We start from the raw sequence: 15,385 nt of genomic DNA on the forward strand, positions 1-15,385 counted from the left end.
AAGCCCGCGCCGTGATCAACGGGGCGGACCGGGCTGCGCGGACCAGCCTGACGGCTTAGTCCTGGTCCTGGCGCACGTCCAGCAGCTCCTGCAGCTGGCTGAGCGTGCCGCTGTCCTTCACCACATGCTGCAGCCACTCCTCCAGGCTCATCTCGGCCCAGCGCGCGGCGCGCTCCGCCAGCAGCGAAACCGGGCTGTGCGGCTCGTTGTGGCGGAAATAGCGCGCCACCTCGCCCAGCATGCGCACGGCTTCGTCGCGGCTGCGGATCTGGCCATCAAACGCGCTGGCGGGGGCGGCGGTGTACACCGGGCTGGGGGCGGCGTGGCTCACGGTTCGGCTTTCCTCTGCGGCGGGCTGCGGCTGCGGGGCCGCGGCCGGCTTGTTGACGGCAAACTGCTGGCGATAGCGCAGCACCAGGTCCTGGCAGGCGTAGATGGCGTTGCGGATGTCGGCCAGGCTGGGCGCGGCGGCGCCGAAGCGCAGATCCACCTGGGCGTCCAGCGCCTCGTAGGCGGTCAGCGCGCTGACCAGCTCCTCGGCCTTGGCCTGAAACCAGCCGTGGCCGGACTGGGTGGCGGCCTTTTCAAACACCTCGCCGCTGAGTTTGCCTTCGGCGATGGCGGCCTCGCGGGCGTAGCTGTCCTTCAAGCCCAGGTTTTCCACCTCGCGCGACTGCTGCCACTGGTTCCAGCTGTAGGCGCCGAACTCCGGCTTGATCAACGGCACATTGCGCAGCGCGCCGCCCAGCTGCTGGTTCAGCCACTCCAGCTTGGCCACCCGTTCGTCCAGATCCTGCGGGTCCAGCTCCGGAAAACCGTTTTCCCAATAGCGTTCCAGCCAGCCGGCGGCCAGCGCCAGGCCGCGCGCCAGGCCGGCCACGCCGTTGGCCTGCACCTGCGCCTCGGCGTACCAGGCCACCAGTTGCAGATCCTTGCTCTTGTTCCGCAGCGCGTCTTCGCACAGCCGGATCGCCAGCGGCCATTCCGCCGTTTTCAGCGTCTGCTCCCAGTCGCCCTGCGACAGCGACGGATCGTCGCTGCGGCGCGCTTCGCGGATCTGGTCGAAAGTGGCGGAATAGGCCAGGTCTTCGCCGGCCGGAGCGCCGCCGCCTATCGGCTGCAGCAAGTGTTCGATTTCGTGTTCCATGACTCTGTCTTTGTTATGCGGGGCTGCGCCCCAATGCCGGCTAGCCCTTGCTGACTTGCGGCAGGGTGGAAATCAGGGTGGCGCCGCAGCTGACCTTGTGGCCATCCAGCGCCACCGCCTTGCCGCCCACCAGCCAGCCGCCGTCGCCTTCGACGATGGTGCAGTTGACGTGGCCCTGCTGCGGGCAGCTGACGGAGTCGCCGACGCAAGCCACCTGCTTGCCGAACAGCGTGGTGGACGAGGCGGCGCTCACCACCTTGCCGCCGTGGTCGGTGGGGTCGCCCAAACGGATTGCCGCTTTCATTCGCTAACCTCCTCCAGGGGCGGCCTGGCCAGCGCCAGCGACACCCTGTCGTGTTGAAACTGGGTAAGGACGGCCGGCGCCTGCAGGCGCGCGCAGTGGCTGGCAGCCACGGCCGCCAGCAGCATCGGCGTCGCCGCGCCGGCGTCGCCCCATTCGCGCACCACGTTGCTGGCCTCGTCTATCGGGTGCAGCTCCACCTCGTGCCGCGACAACGCGGTGGCGATGGCCGCCAGCCTGACACCGCCGACGTCGATCTGCCCGCTGTTGTGGCACAGCCAGGCCAGGGTGGCGGCCTGGCCACCATCCGGCTTGGCCTCTTCCGGGCTGAACGGATAGTCCAGCAAACCGGCATTGACCAGCGCGTTGTCCAGCACCGGCTGCAGCTGGCGCGCCAGTTGCAGCGCCCGGTCCTGCGACAGGTCGGCCGAGCTGGACTGCGCCATCACCGCCAGCAGCGGCAACTGCGCCAGGCTGGCCTGGCGGCTGGCCGGCACCGCGCCCCAGCCCGCCGCCGGTCCGGAAAACTCCTTCTCCCAATACGGCTGGTAGGGGTCGGCGCCCTCGTCCTGCCGCATCTCCTGCGGCAGCGGCAGGCCATCGCGCAGGAACAGCATCGCCACCGCCGCCATGCCCGGCTCGCCATGCCAACGGCGGTGCGCCTGCAAGGCTGGGTCGACATCGCCCCAATCCTCGTCATCGTCGCGCTGCGCCAGCGGCGCGTCGGCGGCCAGCACCAACAGGCCCGGCAGCTCCGGATCTTGCTGCAATGCCTGCAGCACCCGGTCGGCGATCGGCCCGCTGCCCGGCAGGAAGCGGCAATCGCCGGCGACATGGCAATCGGCCCCCAGCGCGTCGGCCACCGCGGCCTGCTTCAAGGCCTTGACCCGGTTCAGCTGCTCCACGCCGGGCACCAGCGGCATCGCTTCCAGGTATAACGGCAGCCAGGCCGCGCCCGGCGCTTCGGCGTATAGGCTGGCCAGCAGCTCGGCCAGATGGGGCTCCAGCGCGTCCAGCGCTTCGCCCGGCTCCACCTCGTCCTTGGCCAGCGCCAGCCAGTAGCTGCCGTCGGCGGTCTCGGCCAGCCAGGCCGGCTCGTCCTTGGCCAGCACCGCGGCGGCCCACAGCCAGCGGCAACTCACCGCGCGCTGGCGCTCCCGCAGCGCCGCCTCATGCTGGGCGCGCGCCGCTGCGCGCTTGCCGTCGCGCTCGCTCTGCGCCGCCTCCTCCTGCCGCAGCGCTTCGGCCTTGGCCCGCGTTTCCTTCAGATGCGCCCACAGCTTGATGCCGACGCTGAGCAGCATCGGCGGCGCCAGGTGCAGCATCAGGATGGCGGACGGGCTGATGCGCTGCCAGCTCACCGGCAGCACCAGCCACAGCAAAGCCCACCAACCCAGGGTGATGCCGCCGAACAGGCCCAACATTCTCCACATGTGGATAACTCCTTAGCTCAAGCGCACTTTCACCTGCTCGCCCTTCAGCGAGACGGCGATTTTCTTCACCGCACGGCCGCTTGCCATCCGCGCCAGCAGGTCGTTGGAAATCTGCGCCAGCAGCGTGCGGGTGAGGATGGCGTCGGCGTTGCGCGCGCCGCTGTCCACATCCAGGCAGCGCGACGCCATCTGCTCGGCCAGATCGGCCGGGAACTCGACCTGCGCGCCGTGGTTGTCGGCGATGCGCTGGCGGATCTTCTCCAGCTTCAGGCCGACGATGGCGCGCAGCACCTCGTCGCCGATAGGGAAATAAGGAACGATGGTCAGGCGGCCGAGGAAAGCCGGCTTGAACGCCTTCTGCAGCGTCGGCCGCAGGATTTCCACCAGGTCTTCCGCCGTCGGGTCGCGGTTGACATCCTCCACCGTCACGCCGTGCTCGCAGGCGCGCATCACCAGATCGGTGCCGGCGTTGGAAGTCAGCAGGATGATGGTGTTCTTGAAGTCCACCTCGCGGCCTTCGCTATCCTCCAGCACGCCCTTGTCGAACACCTGGAAGAACAGCTCCAGCACGTCAGGGTGGGCCTTCTCCACCTCGTCCAGCAGCACCACCGAATACGGCTTGCGGCGCACCGCCTCGGTCAGCACGCCGCCCTCGCCGTAACCGACATAGCCCGGCGGCGAGCCCTTCAGGCCGGACACGCTGTGCGCTTCCTGGTATTCGGACATATTGATGGTGATCAGGTTGCGCTCGCCGCCGTACAGCGCCTCGGCCAGCGCCAGCGCGGTTTCGGTCTTGCCGACGCCGGACGGGCCCACCAGCATGAACACGCCCTTGGGCTTGCCCGGGTCCTCCAGGCCGGCCTTGGCGATCTGCACCCGCTCGGCGATTTGCTCCAGCGCGTGGTCCTGGCCGATGACGCGCTCGCCCAGCAGCTGGGCCAGCTTCTGCACCTGCTCCAGCTCGTTGCTGACCATGCGGCCCAGCGGGATGCCGGTCCAGCCGGAAATCACGTCGGCGATCACGCTCTCGTCCACGCATTCGAAAGCCAGCGGCTGGTGCTTTTGCAGCTCGCGCAATTCCTTGCGCTTGGCCTGCAGCGGGCTGATCTTCTTGCCCTTGGCCGGCTTGGCTTCGTCCTGGGCCGCCTTCAATGCGTCGATCTCGGCGATCAGCTTCTGCTGCGCCTCCCAGGCCTGGTGCAGCGCGGCCAGGTCCTGTTCCAGCTCGGCGCGCCGCGCCTGCAGCTCGGCGATGCGCTCGGCGTGGCCTTCTTCGCGCTCCAGCGCCGCGGTTTCGCGGTCGATGTTTTCAATCAGCACCGACACGTCCTCGATCGGGCCGGGCTTGCCGGCGCGCGACAGCGCGACGCGGGCGCAGGCGGTGTCGAGCACGCTGATGGCCTTGTCCGGCAGTTGGCGGCCGGCGATGTAGCGGCTGGACAGATGCACGGCGGCTGCCACCGCCTCGTTGAGGATTTCCACCTGGTGGTGGCCGGCCATCGCGCCGGTCAGGCCGCGCACCATCTGCACGGCGATCTCCGGCGCCGGCTCTTCCACCTTCACCACCTGGAAGCGGCGCGCCAGCGCGGCGTCCTTCTCGAAGTATTTCTTGTATTCGGCCCAGGTCGTCGCCGCGATGGTGCGCAGCTCGCCGCGCGCCAGCGCCGGCTTCAGCAGATTGGCCGCGTCGTTCTGGCCGGCCGCGCCGCCGGCGCCGATCAGGGTGTGCGCCTCGTCGATGAACAGAATGATCGGCACCGGGCTGGCCTTGACCTCGTCTATCACCTGGCGCAGGCGGTTCTCGAACTCGCCCTTGACGCTGGCGCCGGCCTGCAGCAGGCCCAGGTCCAGCGTGCGCAACGTCACGCCGGCCAGCACCGGCGGCACTTCGCCCAGCACGATCTTGCGCGCCAGGCCTTCCACCACCGCGGTCTTGCCCACGCCGGGCTCGCCGGTGAGGATGGGGTTGTTCTGCCGGCGGCGCATCAGGATGTCTATCATCTGGCGGATTTCGACGTCGCGGCCCAGGATGGGGTCGATCTTGCCGGCGCGCGCCTGCGCGGTCAGATCGATGGTGTACTTGTCCAGCGCCGGGCTGCCGCGCTTGCCTTGCGGCGCGGCCGGCTGCTCGCCGGCATCCGCGTCATCCGCCGCCTCAGGCTGCGCGCCGCCGTTGCCCGTTTCGCCGCCGTGCTGGCGCAGCGCCGCGTAAGCGCCCTGCAGCCTGCCGGCATCCTGGCGCGCCAGCGCCGGCGCGCCGGATTGCAGCGCGCCGCGCAAGGCGTCGTCCTGCCACAGCGCCAGCAGCAGGTCCAGCGTGGAGACATTGTCCTGGCCATGCTCGGCGCTGGCCAGCAACCAGGCCTTCTCCAGCCACTTGGGCAGCCAGGACGACAACACCGGATTGCGGGTGTTGCCGCTGCGGAAATTGTCCAGCGCGGCGTCCAGCTCGCGCTCGACGCGGGCCAGATCGGCGCCCAGCGCGCGCAAGGCCGCCAGCGCGGCGTTGTCGTCCTGATCGAACATCGCCAGCAGCGCATGCTCGATCTCGATCTCGAAGTGGGTGCGGGCCAGCGCGCGGCTGGCGGCCTGCTCGATGGCCTGGCGCGCGGTCGGCGTCAGTCGGCCTATCAGGGATTTCAGCGATACGGACATAGGCTTGTACTCGTCTTCTAAAGGTATGGATTCAAATCATTCGTCGTTGGCGGCTGCGGCCGGCATCATCTCGCCCAGCCAGCCTCGCAGCGCCGCGCATCCGTTTTCGTCCAGGTCGGCCAGCATCGGCGCGTACCAGTTGAGCAGCGCCTGGTCATCCAAGCATTGCCGCAGCAAGGGCCAGCTGTTCTCCAGGAAGACCGGGAAAAACGGCACGCCGCGCTGCTGCAAAAACTGATCGTCGGTGATCCTCAGCTGGCGGTACAGCTCGCGCAGCCAGGCGAGGTAGGGCAGCGTTTCGCGCGCATGGCCGGCTTGAGCCAGCGCCGCGATGAAATTGACATAAGCCGCCGCGCACGGCACCTCGCGGCTGGCGTGGTTCAGTTCATCGAACTTCATCAACCAGGCCTTGCCCCGCGCCACCTCGCCGGCCATCACCGAACAACTGGCCAATTGCAACGCATTGCGGGCTGACGGCTCCAGCTCGAACAGCTTCTGCCAGCAGGAAAGCGCCGTGCTCCACTGCATCTGCCGGCTGCTGGCCAGCGCGCACAAGCGGTAGGCGTCGGCGCGCAAGCTGGCGGACTTCGCCTCCAGGTGGGGCTGCGCCAGCTTCAACGCCTGCTGCCATTCCTCGCGTTGCAGCGCGTCCAGCGCGGCGCGCAGCTGCGGCGGCGCATCCTGCGGCTCGGCCAGTTGGATGGGCATCGCTTTGCGGCCCAGGATGCGCGACAGAATGCTCATGGCGTTTCTTTCCGATCAGGACAACAGGGTGTAACGCATATCGTCGGGATGGCCCGCCGGCTTGCCCAACCAGCCATCGCCGCCCAGGCGCAGCGACGCGTCGCCCAGCACCGCCGCCGCGACGTCGCGCTTGTCCAGCACCAGGCATACCTCCACCGCCAGCGCGTGGCCGAGCGCGAACTTCATCAGCGCGCGCAGCGCCTGCGCGCCGGCGGCGTGCGGCTGCAGCGCGTCGAACTGCGCGCGCCGCAACGGCCCCAGCCGCAGCTTGAGTTTGGTTTGCCTATCCCAGATGCGCTCGCCGGCAAAGGCGGAAAAACCCAGCTCGCAGCCTTCCATTCCCAGCTGGCTCTGCTCGGCGCGCGGCACCGGCAGCCATTGGCCGACGAACTGCTCCAGGCTGGCCGTCACGCCGAAGAAGCCCTCCACCAACGTGGTCAAGGCTTGCGCCGACATCGGCTTTTGGCTGAGCAGGCCGGCGTAGTAGACGAACATGCGCTCGTCCAGCTCGGCGCCCGGCCCCATCTGCTGGCGCAGCTGGCCCAGGCCCACTCCGCCCAGGTCCAGCAGATTGCGGGTGAAGCCGTCGCGCTCGCCGGCTTCGACATTCACCCAGCTGCGGTATTTGCACCAGGCTTCGAAGAACAGCGCGCCGGCGCGGTGGCTGAACAGATCGAAGAAAGCATGCATGGTGCTGTCGCGGTGGCGCAGCTTGCGCTCCAGCAGCAGCTCGGTATAGGCGGTGGGCAAGGCTCCGCTCGGCCCGGTCAGGCCGAGGAAGCTGATGGTCATCTCGTCCTGGCCGCCGCTGCCCGCTTCCGCCTGGCGGTAAGTTGTCAGCTCGCTGGCCGGGAACGACAAGGAGGCCAGCGTGCGGAAACGCAGCGCATCCGGCAAACGGCCGCGCTTGGCGCCGCGCTTGCGCCCGGCCAGCCCCAGCAGGCGCACTGCCTGGAAGAAGCCGAACTGGCTGGCGTCGGCGGCCAGCTCGCGCGTCAGATCACGAGGGCTTCGCCGGCTCGGGCTGGCCATACCGCCACCTCCTCGTTTTGTTGCACGGTTTCCACCCGCAGCCGGGTGAAGCTGTTGGGCGCGCAGTACAGCGCGAAGAAACGCTCCAGGATCGACGCGAACAGGTAAACGCTGCCGCCGACATAATAATCGGCGTCAAGTTTCAGGCGGATTTCACTGCCGCGCACGAAGCCGGCGAAATCGCGGCCGCTGACGCGGGTGACCGCCGCCTCGCTGTGAATGCCTACTATGCCCTGGATTTGCCGCACGTTCACCGGAGAAGCGGTGAGATTGTACAGCGCCAGCATTTCCTGCAGGGCGGCGCAGCCGGAGTCGACGATGGACATGTAATTCAGCGACAGGTGCGAGATCAGCCGCCACTGCACGGCGCGGCCCAGCGGGCTGCGCTGGCTGGCGGACGGCTTGCGCAGCAGCCTCACCCGCTTCACCACCGAATGGCCCGGCAGCGAAAAATCGGTGCGCTGGGTGGACTGGCTGCCGCCGAACGGAATCTGCTCCGGCAAATCGCGGTTGCTGCACAGCAGGTCCAGGCTCAGCACCTCGGCCGCCGGGCGCACCATATTGAACGCCAGGTCCACCAGGTGCAGCTCCAGGTCGGTGCCCTTGTCGCCGGCGCGCGGCGAGCCCTCGCGGCTGGCGTGCCAGTAGAAGCGCGGCGCCTGCTTTTCGCTGCCGTGGCGGGTGGCGTAGAACGGCGGCACCTCCTCGCTGCTTTCGCCCTCGCCCGATTTCTCCACCCGCACCACGCGGCGGATCTGGATCGCCTCGTAGGCCAGCGGCTTGCGCGAATCCGCCAGCACCGCGTAGCCGGCCTTCTGGTGGCTGACGCGGATGGGCTCGGCCGGGTGGTTGAACAGATTGACGATGGGCGCGCAGCCCAGCTTCAGATGATGGGCCTGCAACTGCGCCTGCAGCCGGTGGTGGCGCTCGCTGTCCGGATAGTCGGCCAGCACCAGTTGCAGCACCAGCTTCTCCCCTGTCAGCCGCGGCGCCGCCTTGGCCAGTTCGCCGATATCGACGAACAGGAATTTTTCCGGGTAGCAGAAGTATTCGGTCAGCAGCCGGTAGCCCATGAACGAGCGCTCGTCATACTCCAGCATGCCCTCGTCGCGGCCGAAGCCCACCGGGAGGATGGCCGAGGCCGGCAGCAGCGCGCTGTGCGCCGGATCCTCGCTGCCGTCGCCGACGCGGATGCGCAGCACCTTGGACAGCAGCAGTTCGTACAGCAGATGCATCAGCGCCGGTTCGCCGTCCAGGAAGAAACGCAACGACTCCAGGCCGATGTCGCTCACCGCCAGGCCGCCGTGGGTGTGGAACTCCAGCGTCAACAGCGCCGCCGCGTCCGGCGCCAGCTGGCGCAAATAGGGCGAGCCGCTGGTCAACTCCAGCTTGGCGTTTTCCAGCGACAGCGGGTACAGGTCCACCGGGTAGGCGCTGCGGAATTTGCACACCACGCCGCCGATGGCCGGCGCATGCACTGGCTGGCCGCGCTCCACGCGGTAGCGCTTGGCGATCTCCGGCCGCGCCGGATCGCACTCGAACTGCACGATGGTGGCCGACGGAATCGGCTGCAGATAGTGCGGGTAGAGCACGTCGAGGAAGCTTTCCGCCACCTCCGGGTATTCATCGTCCAGCTTCTTGTGGACGCGCGAAGCCAGCAGCGCGAACGCCTCGATCAGCCGCTCGGTGTGCGGGTCGGCGCACTGGTCGCCTTCCATCTGCAGCCGGCCGGCTATCTTCGGATAGCGGCGCGCGAATTCGCCGGACAGCTCGCGCAGGTGGCCGAGCTCGCGTTCGTAGTAGGGGAGTAAGGATTCGAGCATATGATTTCTATATTGTATTGACTTGTGAACCTACAAGCCTATCCGTGGCAATGCAACAACTTCATACTCACAAGCCGCCAAACTAAATTACATCTCTTCCTTCGCAACAATCCTTTTCGAATCAGTCACTCGCTATCAAAATTTACTCTTTATCTTTTCCATCCGTACTAAAGAGTGCGAAACAAGCGAGCTTCAGTCACATCTTCCGCAGCACTATCCATATGCAGCTATTTTTCATCCTATTGCAGCGCCACCACGCACTTACTATTAAATCCCAACCCTGCAATCCCTTCATACAACCTGCACTCATTGGCTTTCCCGCCATACAGCAGACAACCTCACCTGGGTTCCGAAGGCTCTATTTCGCTTATTTCATAGACGTACTGGTCATCCACCACAAGCTTGTAATCCGCATCGTAAAAAAGACCATGCGCTTCATAATCAGTAAAGCGAATAATCAAAGTGGGTGCGGCACTCTCTGGTGGAGAAAATATATGCAAATTAAACTTGCTGCTAATCTGAATCGGATCCAAGAAACCACCACCTTTTTCATATCGATACAAAACAACTCGATGAGGCAGCACTCCTTTCCAGCCGACAACATTCACATTATTGCCAAAGTATTTACAAGATTCCGCATGAGCATGCCCCAATAAAAAAGTGATTGAAACTACTAAAACATGGCTAGCAAATTTCAACATACTCACAGCGATTACTTTCGAAGAAAATTAAAACATCAACAACAATGACAATTTCGCTCTTCACCGCAGAATACCCGATTAAGCCCTAAAATCTGAAAAGACTATAATTCAGGATAAGTCTGCGAAGTTCAACACTCACCAAAACACAATGCAATCAATACCTGAGATCCGTGAGTTATATTCATAAAACAACTCCACGCTGGACACACCCATCCAAACTACTACTTACAAACCGACACCAACACCGCGCCTTACTCCTTAATCATCTCCGCACATTCCCGATTAAAAGCTATCCCTTCACCGCCGAATATTGTTTTACAGCTATTCACTCTTCCCCCTCCAAGCTGACATCCCAACGACACTCTTGTTTTTTCTAATTTCGAGATTTTAAATTGATACCCTTCTCCCAGTATCAGTTTATAATCTGCATCAACAGGTAAATTTTTTTCACCATAATCAGAAAATTTTACAATTAAAGTAGGTGCTTTGTTTTCCTTTGGCCACCAAATATCGGCTCGATAAGTCTCCTTACTGACCTGAACAGGATTAATAAAATTTCCATTTGCCTGATAGCGATATAACACTGCCTTCTTCGGCACCTTTCCCGTCCAATGCTGAATGGAAAAATTATTTACCAAAATTTCACACTCACTAGCCTCAGCGCAACAAGACATCAACAGGCTGCCACAGCAAAATATCATACATCTAGAAAGACTCAAATCATAGCCTTTCTGGCCTTACCTTCTGGCTCACCATTCTTTGGACCATCATGCAGCGGTGTCAGCAAAGTTATTTTGCGCGGCACTTTGATAACAGCCACATGAAATTTGCCAGAATTAGAATAATTAATAACCAATTAAGTCCTTCTCGCAGTAGTGCCGCCCATTAATTCATTCGTTTATGGCTTACTGATGCTAAGCATCTCGCTTTTAACTCTTCTTTCTTCTAGCGGACATGCGAAGCCAGCAGCGCCAGCGCCCTGATCAGCCACTTGGCATGCAGATCTGCGCACTGGTCGCCTTCCATCTGCAGCGGCTGGCTATCTTCGGATAACGGCGCAAAAATTCGCAAGACAGCTCGCGCAGGTGGCCGAGTTCGCGTTCGTAATAGGAGAGTAAGGATTCCAGCATATTTCAATCATCGGTTTGGCTCTTGGCGCGATACGGATGTTCCAGTCAATGAATTCATTCGCGGCAAGCTCATCGCTGAGTAAAAGCCTTCACCTGCTCCCTGCGCTCCAACTCTTTCTTGAACGCCTCATTGGCTTCATCCGATTCGCAGATCAGCTTCTTGTTATCGTCGTGAACAAAGAAAACCGTGCGATAACGCCAGTACGAACCATTCGGTTCTAATTTGCTCAGAGCCGAATACATGAACCAGGCGCGCGAGTCATGCACATGTTCATCATATAGCGCCATCAATTCCGCATTATCTTTCACATCCGGGTAGAGTTTTTCGCTCTTGTCGATCAACAAAGCCCGCTCCTTGCCGGTGCAATCTTTGCTGAACATTCGCGAGACGGCCGTAAACATGGTCGCCAACCATCCAACCGGGTTAAATCCCACGCTAATTTTTCCCTGGTAGTCATCGCTGAAATCTTTGGCCCCCGCCTGCAACTGGGTGCCGTCCCGCGTCGGCTCATATACTTTGGACAAATTGGGGGTGAATGGCTTGCCGATATAGGCCTTGTCCATATCGCTCAGTTTGTCCTCCGGGATAGGCACATCAACAAAGCGTCTCTCCTGCGCGGATGGAAGCTTCCAGGTCGGCGGCGTCATATGCACCTCATCGGCTCTACCCGTGCTGCTTTGCTTGCTCCAAGCCGCGTTTTCCTGATCAATGGCCCAGGATGGCGTTTCCCGTTTCGCCTGCGCGTATTTGAAATAATCGGCGTTCTGCTGGCCCTGCCCACCTTGGCATTTCAGCCCGCCCGCGTAGCGCTCGATGCGCCAGGCGTTGATCTGGGCGGTTTGCTCCTGCAGGATGGCCGTCAGCGAGCCGGAAGCTTTGGAGGCTTCGCGCCAAGCATTGAATCTAACCTCAAGTAATGGTTTTGTACTAAACAGGCCGATAACTTCCTGACTCATAAAGCGCCACGACTCCTGCTTCTGCAGCACCGCCAGTTTGGCCTTGTCCGCGGCGGCGCCTTCCTGCAATACAGCGGCATTGATCTTCAAGGGCGCGCCTGCATCAAACGCCAGCCTGTACATATGATTCAAAGGCAGCTGCGACAACAGCAGGCCCTGCTCTCCACGCGCCTTGCCCTGATCATTGGGCGGATAACCGCCGCCGACATCGCTATGCATGCCGGGATACACCCATTCACCCTGGACGCAGCTTGGGTAGCCGCCGGAGGCGCTATTGCCCACGGAGTCCAACGGAAAGCACAACCGCTGCTCATGGGCGCTGACCATGTGCGCGCAGCACAGCAACCAGGCTTTGTCAGGCAGCGCCATGTCGCCACCCCAGTCCAAGTGGCCGGTGGCACCCGGTGCTAGCTCGGTCAAGCCCACCGAGGCCACGGTATCGAATATCCCGAGAAATTTCACTTCCAACGGGATGCCGAAAAACGTCCCGTCCGGCATCTGTTCGTTCAGCCGCCACAAAAAGGCTCGCGCCTCGGCCGCCCCGCGCGAGAAACCGTAAACGCACAGCTTGATCTTCAGCAGCTGCGGTTTGAAGTCCGGCTGGGCCAGCTTGTTCAGGACTTTGGTCATGCCCTCCTTCATGGCGGCTTGACGATCTGACAGGCTGGTGGGTTTTTTCACCTTCAGGCCGTTTTCCACCTCCTCATAGGTGAATTCCATTCTCTGGATAACATCCAAGGCTTTGTCATCATCATACTTTCCGATACCCATCGCTTTTTGCAGCGAATCGATCAACCGGGTCAAGCCCCATAAAATACGCCGCTCCCCCCCTGTGGCAAAACTCAAGCCAGATGAGGAAGGAGCATTCTCCTTGATTTCTACAAATGTAGTTCCCACACCCTGCATGTAGTGCTTAAAATATCCACTACTTTCAGATTCGTCATTACCAAGCGAGGCACGATATAAGCGTCGCACATTGCTGCTACACACAGAACTAGCCTTGTCATCGGAATCACCATGATTATTGGTGCCATCAAAAAACAGGCTGATATTGAGCACCAAACTACATGGAACCGGCTTGCCAGCAGCACGCTCATCCATGCAATGAGCCGATATCTCCGATTGCTGAGAGAGCCGCTGCGAAATGACATCGGAAATTGAAACCGGGAAGTATCCTTTTTCAGGAAAAGCAGGTGCCAAGCTTAATGGCATGTCTGCTTTCCTCCTAATCGACGAATTAACTCTGGATATCTGCCAGGTCCTCCTGGCAAAGTATTCATAATCTCGAGGTCTTGATCACAATCAATAATTACCCTTGGATCGTCGCATGGCAAAAATATCAATGACACGCCACATGTTCTATCATACCTAGGCACATTTACTATCTTGCTCAGGGTCTGGTAATTAGACCTATGAATACGCATCCATTCATCCCATTCTGGCGTGGAGTGACCATTCTTCCATTTTGGCGGCGGTACATTCCCAGGATTCAACTCAGGACTAGGATCTTTTTTCCAGGTAATTTCGGCCATCATCCCAGGCCTCCATTTCTTTGGGATGCTGATGCAGCACTCATCTCCCCCCTCACCACTCACACCTTGCCCATTAAATGTAGCGCGAATAATGCTGACGCTTTTATCAGCGTTGACAACACGAGCCGGAACACCTTTCATCTCTTCACCGGCCAGGCTTTGGCAGCCAGACATCAAAGCCAACATCGATAAAATCAAGGCGGACAACCATTTTTTTTGCATTGCATTTCTCCAAAATCTGCTTGACAACTGCCATAGTACTTACTGACAGGTCTGTTTGCCATCCATGCGACCGGTCAACTCTTGGTATCGGTTTGTCCCTGCTGGCAACGTTACCCCGCATGTCTCATCATATTTCGGCACAGGCACCATTGCTTTCATGACAAACGCATTGAGCTTTGTGAACGGCCTTCCAAGTTTTCTCCGCATCAGACAAGGAGGTGTTCGGATTAGACTTCGGCCTTTTAGAACCATCAGGATTACGTTCAATATCCGGATCCTTCATCCACTCAACCTTCGCGATCATGCCCGGCTGCCACTTGGCGGGAAACTCGACACAGCGATCATCGCCACCTCCACCATCAATGCTCTGGCCATTAAATTTTGCCCAGAGAATACTCGTATTGGGCACAGTGTTGATTGTCCGTCCTGAGCCGCCCATCATTTTAGGCTCGCCCATGCCCTGACAGCCCGCCAGACCGATCAAGGCGCCGCCCCCAGAGCAAGCGCCGCCAATTCATGCGTGTTCCCTGAGCATGCGTTCCACTTCCGGCATCCGCTCCGCCTCGGACCACAGCTTGGCCTTGTCCGCCGCCTGGTGGGCCAGCGCCAGCCGGCGCACCAGTTCCTCTTCGGAATCCAGGCCATACAACTGCGGCACCAACAGGTGGTTTTGCCGCCAGATTTCCGCCAAATGCCAGCAAGCCAGCGCGTCGATATGTGGCGGCTCCAGCGTCAGCGCGTCATGCTTCCACTCCAGCGGCGCCAGCGCCTGCAGCGCGGTGGCGTCCAACATCCGCGCGTGGCCATCACGGTCCAGCCAGTGCCATTGCAGCGCCGGCTCCAGCAGCAACTGGCGGCGCGGTTCGTCCAATGCGTCAACCACAGCGGCAAACAGCCGCGGGTCGTGGAAGCGCAGCACGCCTTGCTGCAAGCCCTTGTCCCAGGAGGCCTGCATGCATAGCGTCAGCCGTTCGGCCAGTTGGTCGTAGTCCCACCCGCTGAACAGCGCCAGCACCCGCGGCTGTCCCTGCCATTGCCGCAGCAGTTTCAGCAAGCGCGTTTGCGGCTGATTGGCGTCCAGGCGCACCAAAACCGGGCCTTCGTCGGCTGCGTCGGCATGCGGGGTGTCCTGCAGCAGCATGCGCGGCGGGTACAGGGTGCCTACCAGGCTTTGCCAGCGCGATCCCATCTCGGCCTGATCGACTATCAAGTCCAGCCATGGCAGCTCGAGCTCTCGTGCCGTCTGCAATAGCCTGTACAGCCAGGCTTCCGGGCTTGGGGCGGTCATCACGATTTGCGGCTTCATTTGGCGGCCACCAGCGGATTAGCCTGGCTGAACCCCTGAGCCATGCATTGCTTGCACACCGTATTGGGGAAGCGCGGCAGCGGCGGATTCATCTGGTCCGGCCCGCTCCAATCATGGCTGGCCCCCTTGATGCTGACGGTGCCCGGCGCATGCAGCTCGATCTTGCCGTCCTTGATCCGCACATAGGCACCGCCGCTGGTCAGCAAGATTTCCTGTTTGCCGTTGAGGTGGATCTTCTGTTTCACCGAGGTGATGGAGAGGTCTTGATCCGCCGTCAGCTCCATCGCATCGCTCTGCGCCTGCACTTGCACCTTCCCCTTCGCCGCGATCAGCTTCAGCGCCACCTTGTCCTTCACCCCCGCCACGAACAGGCTGAGGTGCTGGCCGACGTTGTGGATCCAA

At 61.7% G+C, this 15,385-nt stretch carries 15 protein-coding genes; all 15 read right to left on the minus strand.

The annotated features are described in order from the left end of the window. Positions 1-55: 55 nt before the first annotated feature. Positions 56-1,147 carry a type VI secretion system protein TssA gene (gene tssA / locus MY55_RS15790; protein ID WP_047258038.1) on the minus strand — a complete coding sequence of 364 codons (1,092 nt, stop codon included), beginning with the start codon at positions 1,145-1,147 and terminating at the stop codon, positions 56-58. Positions 1,148-1,187: 40 nt separating this feature from the next. Further along, entirely contained in the window at positions 1,188-1,451 is a 264-nt protein-coding gene (locus MY55_RS15795) for a PAAR domain-containing protein (RefSeq protein WP_047236378.1), read from the minus strand. Continuing rightward, positions 1,448-2,881, minus strand: coding sequence for a hypothetical protein (locus MY55_RS15800; RefSeq protein ID WP_065202649.1), 1,434 nt, complete (start codon positions 2,879-2,881; stop codon positions 1,448-1,450). Before MY55_RS15800 ends, MY55_RS15795 begins: the two co-directional genes overlap by 4 nt. A gap of 12 nt (positions 2,882-2,893) precedes the next feature. Then, positions 2,894-5,536 carry a type VI secretion system ATPase TssH gene (tssH, locus tag MY55_RS15805; protein ID WP_047236376.1) on the minus strand — a complete coding sequence of 881 codons (2,643 nt, stop codon included), beginning with the start codon at positions 5,534-5,536 and terminating at the stop codon, positions 2,894-2,896. Between the two features lie 36 nt (positions 5,537-5,572). After that, positions 5,573-6,280, minus strand: a complete 708-nt coding sequence (locus tag MY55_RS15810) for a tetratricopeptide repeat protein (RefSeq protein WP_047236375.1) — start codon at positions 6,278-6,280, stop codon at positions 5,573-5,575. A 15-nt stretch (positions 6,281-6,295) separates the two neighbouring features. After that, the gene (gene tssG / locus MY55_RS15815; RefSeq protein ID WP_047236394.1) at positions 6,296-7,312 is read right to left on the minus strand and encodes a type VI secretion system baseplate subunit TssG; all 1,017 of its coding nucleotides are present in this window, start codon (positions 7,310-7,312) and stop codon (positions 6,296-6,298) included. Beyond that, the gene (gene tssF, locus MY55_RS15820) at positions 7,276-9,135 is read right to left on the minus strand and encodes a type VI secretion system baseplate subunit TssF (protein WP_065202650.1); all 1,860 of its coding nucleotides are present in this window, start codon (positions 9,133-9,135) and stop codon (positions 7,276-7,278) included. The genes tssG and tssF overlap by 37 nt, the downstream gene beginning before the upstream one ends. A 338-nt stretch (positions 9,136-9,473) precedes the next feature. Next, positions 9,474-9,842, minus strand: a complete 369-nt coding sequence (locus tag MY55_RS23635; RefSeq protein ID WP_157889334.1) for a hypothetical protein — start codon at positions 9,840-9,842, stop codon at positions 9,474-9,476. A 245-nt stretch (positions 9,843-10,087) separates the two neighbouring features. Then, positions 10,088-10,435 (minus strand): hypothetical protein, encoded by a 348-nt coding sequence (locus MY55_RS23640; RefSeq protein ID WP_157889335.1) that lies wholly within the window; start codon positions 10,433-10,435, stop codon positions 10,088-10,090. Positions 10,436-10,819: 384 nt separating this feature from the next. Continuing rightward, positions 10,820-10,966: a type VI secretion system baseplate subunit TssF gene (locus tag MY55_RS24635; protein ID WP_425266114.1), complete on the minus strand. Its 147-nt coding sequence runs from the start codon at positions 10,964-10,966 to the stop codon at positions 10,820-10,822. Positions 10,967-11,035: 69 nt separating this feature from the next. Beyond that, positions 11,036-13,135 carry a T6SS phospholipase effector Tle1-like catalytic domain-containing protein gene (locus MY55_RS15830; protein WP_081284711.1) on the minus strand — a complete coding sequence of 700 codons (2,100 nt, stop codon included), beginning with the start codon at positions 13,133-13,135 and terminating at the stop codon, positions 11,036-11,038. Continuing rightward, positions 13,126-13,677, minus strand: a complete 552-nt coding sequence (locus MY55_RS22765) for a DUF3304 domain-containing protein (RefSeq protein ID WP_081284712.1) — start codon at positions 13,675-13,677, stop codon at positions 13,126-13,128. Before MY55_RS22765 ends, MY55_RS15830 begins: the two co-directional genes overlap by 10 nt. A 127-nt stretch (positions 13,678-13,804) precedes the next feature. After that, positions 13,805-14,161, minus strand: a complete 357-nt coding sequence (locus MY55_RS22770) for a DUF3304 domain-containing protein (protein ID WP_244270691.1) — start codon at positions 14,159-14,161, stop codon at positions 13,805-13,807. A 30-nt stretch (positions 14,162-14,191) separates the two neighbouring features. Then, on the minus strand, positions 14,192-14,983 hold the full coding sequence (gene tla1 / locus MY55_RS15835) for a toxin Tle1 chaperone Tla1 (RefSeq protein WP_065202653.1): 792 nt from the start codon (positions 14,981-14,983) through the stop codon (positions 14,192-14,194). Next, the coding region (locus tag MY55_RS15840; RefSeq protein WP_157889336.1) for a DUF2345 domain-containing protein at positions 14,980-15,385 on the minus strand (406 nt) is incomplete at its 5' end. The genes MY55_RS15840 and tla1, both read right to left, overlap by 4 nt.

Origin of the sequence: Chromobacterium subtsugae (assembly GCF_001676875.1) — a bacterium.
Taxonomy (GTDB): domain Bacteria; phylum Pseudomonadota; class Gammaproteobacteria; order Burkholderiales; family Chromobacteriaceae; genus Chromobacterium; species Chromobacterium subtsugae.

Bases quoted from the DNA above. Each gene is read 5' to 3' on its own strand.
- tssH (WP_047236376.1), bottom strand. From the start codon at position 5,536: ATGTCCGTATCGCTGAAATCCCTGATAGGCCGACTGACGCCGACCGCG.
- tssA (WP_047258038.1), bottom strand. From the start codon at position 1,147: ATGGAACACGAAATCGAACACTTGCTGCAGCCGATAGGCGGCGGCGCT.
- tssG (WP_047236394.1), bottom strand. From the start codon at position 7,312: ATGGCCAGCCCGAGCCGGCGAAGCCCTCGTGATCTGACGCGCGAGCTG.
- MY55_RS22765 (WP_081284712.1), bottom strand. From the start codon at position 13,677: ATGCAAAAAAAATGGTTGTCCGCCTTGATTTTATCGATGTTGGCTTTG.
- MY55_RS15810 (WP_047236375.1), bottom strand. From the start codon at position 6,280: ATGAGCATTCTGTCGCGCATCCTGGGCCGCAAAGCGATGCCCATCCAA.
- MY55_RS24635 (WP_425266114.1), bottom strand. From the start codon at position 10,966: ATGCTGGAATCCTTACTCTCCTATTACGAACGCGAACTCGGCCACCTG.
- tssF (WP_065202650.1), bottom strand. From the start codon at position 9,135: ATGCTCGAATCCTTACTCCCCTACTACGAACGCGAGCTCGGCCACCTG.
- tla1 (WP_065202653.1), bottom strand. From the start codon at position 14,983: ATGAAGCCGCAAATCGTGATGACCGCCCCAAGCCCGGAAGCCTGGCTG.
- MY55_RS15800 (WP_065202649.1), bottom strand. From the start codon at position 2,881: ATGTGGAGAATGTTGGGCCTGTTCGGCGGCATCACCCTGGGTTGGTGG.
- MY55_RS15830 (WP_081284711.1), bottom strand. From the start codon at position 13,135: ATGCCATTAAGCTTGGCACCTGCTTTTCCTGAAAAAGGATACTTCCCG.
- MY55_RS15795 (WP_047236378.1), bottom strand. From the start codon at position 1,451: ATGAAAGCGGCAATCCGTTTGGGCGACCCCACCGACCACGGCGGCAAG.